The following is a 7,731-nucleotide window of genomic DNA, read 5'->3' on the forward strand; positions in this document are numbered from 1 at the left end:
TCGCTTGCAGATCCCGCAATAGCGACTGGGGCCAGACCGAGCTTATCCTGATATTGTTGCCTCGCCCGCAATGATCTTTCGCTGGAATGCACGTTTACCCTAGGTCCACCGAAGCCTACGATGTAATCAATCGCTTACGACATGGTGTCGACGGCGAAGTCAATAAAACATCGGAGGTCATCATGAAATCGCTCGTTTCCGCAGTCGTCGCCGCTGTTGCCCTGTCCGCCTCGTTCGGCGCATTCGCGCAAAGCACCGTGACTCGCGCCCAGGTGCGCAACGAACTCGTCCAGCTCGAAAACGCCGGCTACAAGCCGAGCCAGTCGAGCCCGTACTACCCGGCCGACATCCAGGCTGCGCAAGACCGCGTGCATGGCGCAGACGCCACCGGCTACGGCGCGCAGCCGGCCCCGGTCGTCCGGGGCGGCGCGCCTGCCGTCAAGGTGCAGAACGCACGCGACTCGGTCTACTTCGGCCACTAAGCCTGCCGCCGCCGCGCGTGTCGCGCGCGGCTCGCGCCCATCGACGAGCCTGTCCCGCGACGGGCTCGTCGCGTTTGCGCCGCCGGCCGGCGCAACCGTCAGCCGCCAACTCCGTCAGCCGGCGCCGCCGGATGCAATCCGGCCGTCCGGTTCCGTGCCGAGCCTGCCGCCCAACAGCTCCTGATAACGCACGCACGCGCGTTGTGCGGATGCCTTCGCCGCATACATCGCCGCATCGGCCTTGACGAGCAGTTCCTCGGCCGATGCGCCGTCGGCCGGATACTCGCTGACGCCGATGCTTGCGCCGACGGCCACGTGCCGGTCGCCGAATTCGAGCTCCTCGGCCATCACGAGCTGGATGCGCGACGCGATATCGCCGATCGCCGCGGACGAGCGCACATCGGAAATCAGCACGATGAATTCGTCGCCGCCAAGCCGCGCGGCCATGTCGCCGCTGCGCAGCACCTGGCTCAGCCGTTTCGCGACGGCGACGAGCGCCCGGTCGCCGGCCGCGTGTCCGTGCTGATCGTTGATCTGCTTGAAGCGGTCGAGGTCGACGAACATCACGGCCAGCCCCTGCCGCACCGCGGCCGCATGCCGGATCGCCGCGTCGAGATGCTCCATGAAGAGCAGCCGATTGGGCAGCGCCGTCAGCGGATCGTGGCCGGCGAGGTGCGTGAGTTCCTGCTGCTTCGCGCGCAGCATCGCGACCTGCGTGCGGATCTCGACACGCATGCTGTCGAAACAGCGTGCGAGCACGCCGATCTCGTCCGACCGCGCAACGGGCAGCCGTTCGGCGGCCGGATCGTCGAACACGTGCGTCGCGACGCGCGCGAGCATCTGCAGCGGCCGCGTGATCGCGCGCGCGAACAGGATCGCCAGGATCACCGCCATCACGCTGGAGATGAGCACCATCCGGATGATCCTGTCGCCGAGGATCCCGGCCGGCGTCAGCACGTCGGCGAGCGGACGCGCCATCCCGAGCACGACGAAGCGATTGCCCTCGTTTTTGCCGAACGGCGTGCGCACGAACGCAAACATCTGGCCCGGCGCCTCGTCGGGCTGCCGGAGGCCGTTGAGCGTCACGTGCGTGTCCAGGCCGGCAAACAGCGTGCGCGTCACGCCAAAGCTGTCCTGCATCAGCACGCGCCGCCCGCGATCGAAGCCGAACGTCTGCGACGGATCGGGATGCACGAGGAAATCGCCCCATTCGTTCGCGAGATACACCGCGTAGTCCTGCGGCAAATCGCGCTCGAGCCGGTCGAACATGCGCGACAACGCGACGTCGACGATCAGCGCACCGACGATCCGGCCGGACCTATCGACGACCGGCGTTCCCACGCGCAGGATCGGCAGCCCTTCGGCCGCATGCGAACCGGTCTCGTGATTGATGACGATCGGCGACAGGTAGATATGACCGGGTGCGGTCGCGAGCGTATCGAACACGTAGGAAAACTGCCCCTTCTCCTGGAACGCGCTTTCGGGCAACACGACGACGCCGCGCGTGTCGCGATCGACGCGGATGCGCTCCAGCCCGAAATGTCCGCTCGCTATCAGGCGGATCCGCAGGTATTCGGGGTGGTTCCTCATGAAGCTGTAGTACACCTGCTCGAGCCGCGTGCGCGGCCCGCGATCCGCGTTTTCGTCGCGCGCGACGAGCGGCGACGACGGCAACTGCGCAAGCACGAGCGCGTCGTCGGCGACGTCGGCCAGTGCCGTCGTGAAACGTTGCCCGAGCAGTTGCGTCGACATCAGCAGGCTGTGCTGCGCTTCGTCCACGAGCATCGTCCGGTTCGCGCGATACGCGTAGTAGCCTGTCGTGCCGGACGCGATCACGCCGATGCACGCGAACAGCACGGACAATTTCGACGTGAGCCCGAGCCGGATCATTTTTCGAATCGCTCCGGGCGATCGCCCGACACGATGCGGCTCCACAGCGACTCGCGCCGCGCGATGTCCTCGACCGGCTGAATCCACACGAGATGCGGATGCCCGGCCGCGAGACCGGGGGGCGGTTCGAGCGTGTTCGCGAGCCCCTGGCGTTCGGTCAGCAACGCGCCGATCGCCGGTTCGAGCATGTAGTTGATCCACGCGAACGCGAGTTCGCGACGCTCCGCACCGCGTGTGACGGCCCAGCAGTCGAGCCACGCGAGCGCGCCCTCGTCCGGAATCACGTAGCCGACATCCACGCCGGCGCGACGCAGCAGTTCGACCTGCTGCGTACCGTAGTTGCCGAACATCAATGCCGCGTGATGCTGGACGAACAGCGCGGTCGCCTCTTCGGGAAGCGTGTAATACGTAAGCAGATTGCGACGCAGGTCGATGAGCTTGTGCGCGACGGTCAGCGTCTGCGCGTGCGACAGGCGGAACGGATCGGGATAGCCGAGCGCGAGCGCGGTGAACGAGAAGTTGTGCTGCGCGCTGTTGAAGTCGAGCACCCTGCCGCGGTAGCGGGGATTCCACAATTCAAGCATCGAGCGCGGCGTGTCCGCTACCTGCTTGCGATCGTAGATGAGGCCCATCGACGAATACGTGAACGGAATCCCGTACGTCAGGCCGTCGTACACGAGGCCGCCGATCGCCGCGACATGCCGGAAATTAGGCAGTTGCCGCCGGCGGTTCGGGATACGCGACAGGTCGATCGGCGCGAGCAGGCCTTCACGCGCATAACGCTGGATCTCCGCCGTGTTGGCCGCGAGCACGTCGTACGGCGGCGGAGACGCACTGTGCAGATGCGTCCAGAGCGCCTCGTCGGAATCGACGAACGTGACTTCCACATGCACATGAAATTGCGTCTCGAATGCATCGACCACATCCTGGTCCGCATAGCCGGGCCACGCGAGCACACGCAGTATGCTGTCGGCGGCCATGCCGGCCGACGCCGCGGACGCTGCCAGCGCCGGCACGCAGAACGCGCCCAGCGCCACGACGACGAACAGCCGACGCAAGACACGGCGCACACGCCGACGCGCGCCGATTCCTCTGATCGATGGCTCCCCGTCCTTATTCCCCGGCTGCATTCGACTGTCCTTTTTCGAGCCGATGCGAGATCGTGAAACGAGACCATAAAACGCTCGCGGACGCAATTGGCACAAGTCGCACGAACGCACGCGTCCGGGCGACGGCCGCCGGTTGCGCGCATCGAATCGTCAGATGAAAGCCTGCGCCGCGCGGCCGTGCCGCGAATGCATTCCGCGTGACCGGCAACGCATGCGGTCATGCCCGCATGCCGAGGCCCCCGTCGATGCTCCGCGGCACGTTCAGCGGATTGCCGTCACGCAGCGCGTCGGGCAACAACCCGTCGGGAACGTCCTGGTAGCAGACAGGCCGCAGGAAACGGCCGATCGCGGCGCTGCCGACCGACGTGGAGCGGCCGTCCGACGTCGCCGGATACGGCCCGCCGTGCACCATCGCATGCGCGACTTCGACGCCCGTACCGAAGCCGTTCACGAGGATCCGTCCGGCGCGACGCTCGAGCAGCGGCATGAATGCGCGTGCCGCATCGCGATCGCGCTCGTCCAGATGCAGGGCTGCCGTAAGTTGCCCATCGAGCCGTTCGACGAGTGCGTGCATCGCGTCGAGACTCGGGCACCGCACGACGAGCGACGCGGGGCCGAACACCTCGTCGTGCAATTCTGCGTGTCGCGCGAAATACTCCGCCCGCGTCGCGAACAGCGCCGCGCGGCCCGCATGACGGATGTCGCCGCGCGCCGCGCCACACGCCAGCCGTTCGACGGCGGCATGGTTCGCGAGCCGCTCGACCGCCGAATCGTATGCGGCATGAATGCCCGGCGTCAGCATCGCGGCCGCGGGAAGGTCGGCCAGCGTCGCGGCGGCGGCCGCCTCGAAGCGCCGCAGCGCCGGACCGTCGATGCCCAGAATCAACCCCGGGTTCGTGCAGAACTGGCCGGTGCCGAGCGTCAGCGACGCGGCGAACGCGCGGCCGATCGCTTCCGCACGCGCGTCGAGCGCATGTGGAAACAACAGCACCGGATTCACGCTGCTCATCTCCGCGTACACGGGAATCGGCTGCGGCCGCGCGGCGGCCAGCGTCATCAGCGCGACACCGCCCGCACGCGACCCCGTGAAACCCACCGCCTGGATCCGCGGATGACGCACGAGCGCCGCGCCGACGTCGTGGCCATCGTCGAACAACAGCGAGAACGTACCGTCCGGCATCCCGCATGCGTCGACGGCCTCCCGGATCGCATGCCCCGCCAGCGCCGACGTGCCGGGATGCGCGGGATGCGCCTTCACCACCACGGGGCAGCCGGCTGCAAGCGCCGACGCGGTGTCGCCGCCCGCCACCGAAAAAGCCAGCGGGAAATTGCTCGCGCCGAACACGGCGACCGGGCCGAGCGCGACGTTCTGCAGACGCAGGTCCGCGCGCGGCGACGGCTGACGTTCCGGTTGCGCGGGGTCGATGCGCGCGCCGAGGAACGCGCCGTCCCGCACGACCTGCGCGAACATCCGCAGTTGCGCGACCGTGCGGGCGCGCTCGCCTTCGATCCGCGCGCGCGGCAAGCCGCTTTCCGCAACACAGCGCGCGATCAGCGTGTCGCCGAGCGCCAACAAACGATCGGCGATGGTGTCGAGAAAGGTTGCGCGCGCATCGAGCGTGCGGTTGCGATAGTCGTCGAACGCTTGTGCCGCCAGCGTGCACGCCGCGTCGACGTCCTGCGCCGACGCACGGCCGAACACGGGATCGAGTGCGGCGCCGCTGGCCGGATCGATCGCCTGGAACCCGGCCGCGCCGACAACGTCGTGCCGGCCGATCAGGGAAGCGCAGGAAATATGCATGAATCGTCCTCGGTGAATCGTTGAATCGATAAGGCATGCCGCCCCGGCATGCCGGCCGTCGGGCAGCATCGGCATACGCGGCAGCCTCAACGGCCCCAGCGCAGCACGAGCGGGTCGAGCGGTCGTGCGATCCGCAACAGGCTTTCGCGCGTGGCCGGATGCATCGCCGGCAGCGGATGACGCACGGCGTCCGACGCGATCACGCCGCCGGCCTTCATCAGCGCCTTCGCGGTCGCGATGCCGCCCTGCCGGTTCTCGTGATTGATCAACGGCAGCCAGCGCTGGTACCGCCGCTCCGCTTCGGCGGCGTCGCCGGCCCCCCATGCGTCGAGGATCGCGCGAATGCCGTCCGGGTAGGCGCCGCCCGTCATCGCCCCCGTCGCACCGGCCTCCAGATCGGCCATCAGCGTGATCGCCTCTTCGCCGTCCCAGGGCCCCACGATCGCGTCGCCGCCGAGCGCGATCAGTTCGCGCAGCTTCGCGGCCGCCTGCGGCACCTCGATCTTGAAGTACGACACGTTCGGAATCTCGATGGCCATCCGCGCGAGCAGCGCGGCGGACAAGTGCGTGCCGCTCGCCGGTGCGTCCTGGATCATGATCGGGATGTCGATCGCATCGGACACGGTGCGGAAGAACTCGACGATCGCCGTCTCGCTCGCGCGGAACGTCGCACCGTGATAGGGCGGCATCACCATCACCATCGCGGCCCCGGCGTCCTGCGCGCGACGGCTGCGCTGCGCGCAGACGGTCGTGCCGAAATGCGACGTCGTGACGATCATGGGCACCCGGCCCGCCACGTGCTCCAGCACGCAGTGCATCACCGCGTCGCGCTCGTCGTCGGCCAGCGAGAACTGCTCGGAGAAATTCGCGAGCACGCACAGGCCGTCCGAGCCCGCGTCGATCATGAAATCGACGCAGCGGCGCTGCCCGTCGAGGTCGAGGCGGCCGTCGTCCGCGAAGATCGTCGGGACGACCGGAAACACGCCGCGATAGCCGGCGGCTGAAAGACTCGATTGCATGGGTGAAACTCCTTGCTGCGAAAGGTGAGGTCAGGTAATGGCGCCGATCTGCCAGGGTACGAACTCGTTCTGTCCGTAGCCGTGCAGTTCGCTGCGCGTCGGGCGGCCCGAGGCCGCATCGAGCATCATCCGGAACAGCGTCGCGCCGAGCGCATCGATGCGCACGCCGCCGTCGAGCACGTCGCCGCAGTTCAGGTCGATGTCGTCGGCCTGCCTGCGCCACAGCGCGCTGTTGGTCGCGAGCTTCAGCGACGGCGTCGGCGCGCACCCGTACGCGGAGCCCCGCCCCGTCGTGAAGCAGATCAGGTTCGCGCCGCCCGCGACCTGGCCGGTCGCGGAGATCGGGTCGTAGCCGGGCGTGTCCATGAACACGAGCCCGTTCGCGCGCACCGGCATCGCATACTCGTAGACTTCGACGAGATTCGTGCTGCCGGCCTTCGCGATGCCGCCGAGCGATTTCTCCAGCACGGTCGTGAGCCCGCCCGCCTTGTTGCCGGCCGACGGATTGTTGTTCATCGATGCGTGATGGCGCGCGCAGTAGTCCTCCCACCAGCGGATGCGCGCGACGAGCTTCTCGCCCACGTCGCGCGACACCGCGCGGCGCGTGAGCAGATGCTCGGCGCCGTAGATCTCCGGCGTCTCGGACAGGATCGCCGTGCCCCCGTGCCGCACCAGCAGGTCGACCGCCGCGCCGAGCACCGGATTCGCGGTAATGCCCGAATAGCCGTCGGAGCCGCCGCACTGCAGACCGACCGTCAGGTGGCTCGCGCTTACCGGCTCGCGCCGCACCTCGTTCGCGGCGGCGAGCATCGACTCGACGAGCGCGATGCCCTTCTCGATCGTCTTGCGGGTGCCGCCGCTGTCCTGGATCGTGAAGGTGCGCAACCGCGCGTGTTCGGCCAGCCCCTGCGTCTCGAGCAGGCGCGGGATCTGGTTGGTTTCGCAACCGAGACCGATCATGAGCACCGCCGCGAAATTCGGGTGGCACGCATAGCCGCCGAGCGTGCGCTGCAGGATCGCGAGCGCCTCGCCGTCCGGGTCGACCGCGCAGCCGACGCCATGCGTCAGCGCGACGACGCCGTCGACGTTCGGATACGCCGCGAGCGCCTCCGGATGGATGTCCCGGCGGAAATGATCGGCGATCGCGCGCGCCACTGTCGCCGAGCAATTCACGGAAGTCAGGATGCCGATGTAATTTCGCGTCCCGACGCGACCGTCCTCGCGCACGATGCCGTCGAAGGTCGCACGCTGCGCGTCCGGCACGAAATCGGTTGCACACGCACCCGCGCCGAACGCATAGTCCCGCGCGAACTCGCCCATGTCGAGGTTGTGCGTATGAACGTGCTGGCCGGGCCGGATCGACTGGCTCGCGAAGCCGATGATCTGGCCGTAGCGATGCACGGGTGCGCCGGCCGCGATCGCGCGCGTCG

6 protein-coding genes are annotated in these 7,731 nt (G+C 68.1%); 1 reads left to right on the plus strand and 5 read right to left on the minus strand.

Annotated features, from left to right (window positions below; genetic code table 11):
- Positions 1 to 182: 182 nt before the first annotated feature.
- A complete protein-coding gene (locus J7024_RS35640; protein WP_124825294.1) occupies positions 183 to 482 on the plus strand; it encodes a DUF4148 domain-containing protein in 300 nt (99 codons plus the stop codon).
- Between the two features lie 114 nt (positions 483 to 596).
- Here J7024_RS35640 and J7024_RS35645 read toward each other — a convergent pair whose 3' ends face one another.
- The 5 genes from J7024_RS35645 to J7024_RS35665 all read right to left on the minus strand — a co-directional run.
- A complete protein-coding gene (locus tag J7024_RS35645) occupies positions 597 to 2,372 on the minus strand; it encodes a diguanylate cyclase domain-containing protein (RefSeq protein ID WP_175769926.1) in 1,776 nt (591 codons plus the stop codon).
- Positions 2,369 to 3,502, minus strand: a complete 1,134-nt coding sequence (locus J7024_RS35650; RefSeq protein ID WP_124825296.1) for an extracellular solute-binding protein — start codon at positions 3,500 to 3,502, stop codon at positions 2,369 to 2,371. The genes J7024_RS35645 and J7024_RS35650 overlap by 4 nt, the downstream gene beginning before the upstream one ends.
- 196 nt (positions 3,503 to 3,698) lie before the next feature.
- On the minus strand, positions 3,699 to 5,282 hold the full coding sequence (locus tag J7024_RS35655; protein ID WP_124825297.1) for an aldehyde dehydrogenase (NADP(+)): 1,584 nt from the start codon (positions 5,280 to 5,282) through the stop codon (positions 3,699 to 3,701).
- A gap of 86 nt (positions 5,283 to 5,368) precedes the next feature.
- Positions 5,369 to 6,301 carry a dihydrodipicolinate synthase family protein gene (locus J7024_RS35660; RefSeq protein WP_124825298.1) on the minus strand — a complete coding sequence of 311 codons (933 nt, stop codon included), beginning with the start codon at positions 6,299 to 6,301 and terminating at the stop codon, positions 5,369 to 5,371.
- A gap of 30 nt (positions 6,302 to 6,331) precedes the next feature.
- Positions 6,332 to 7,731, minus strand: a 1,400-nt coding sequence (locus J7024_RS35665; protein ID WP_234745942.1) for a UxaA family hydrolase, incomplete at its 5' end; no start/stop codon positions are given.

It is taken from the genome of Burkholderia sp. WTPI3 (genome assembly GCF_021483755.1).
Classification (GTDB): Bacteria; Pseudomonadota; Gammaproteobacteria; order Burkholderiales; family Burkholderiaceae; genus Burkholderia.

What these genes read in the sequence shown, in the direction of transcription:
- J7024_RS35640 (WP_124825294.1), top strand. Translation starts at nt 183, where the DNA reads ATGAAATCGCTCGTTTCCGCAGTCGTCGCCGCTGTTGCCCTGTCCGCC.
- J7024_RS35645 (WP_175769926.1), bottom strand. Translation starts at nt 2,372, where the DNA reads ATGATCCGGCTCGGGCTCACGTCGAAATTGTCCGTGCTGTTCGCGTGC.
- J7024_RS35650 (WP_124825296.1), bottom strand. Translation starts at nt 3,502, where the DNA reads ATGCAGCCGGGGAATAAGGACGGGGAGCCATCGATCAGAGGAATCGGC.
- J7024_RS35655 (WP_124825297.1), bottom strand. Translation starts at nt 5,282, where the DNA reads ATGCATATTTCCTGCGCTTCCCTGATCGGCCGGCACGACGTTGTCGGC.
- J7024_RS35660 (WP_124825298.1), bottom strand. Translation starts at nt 6,301, where the DNA reads ATGCAATCGAGTCTTTCAGCCGCCGGCTATCGCGGCGTGTTTCCGGTC.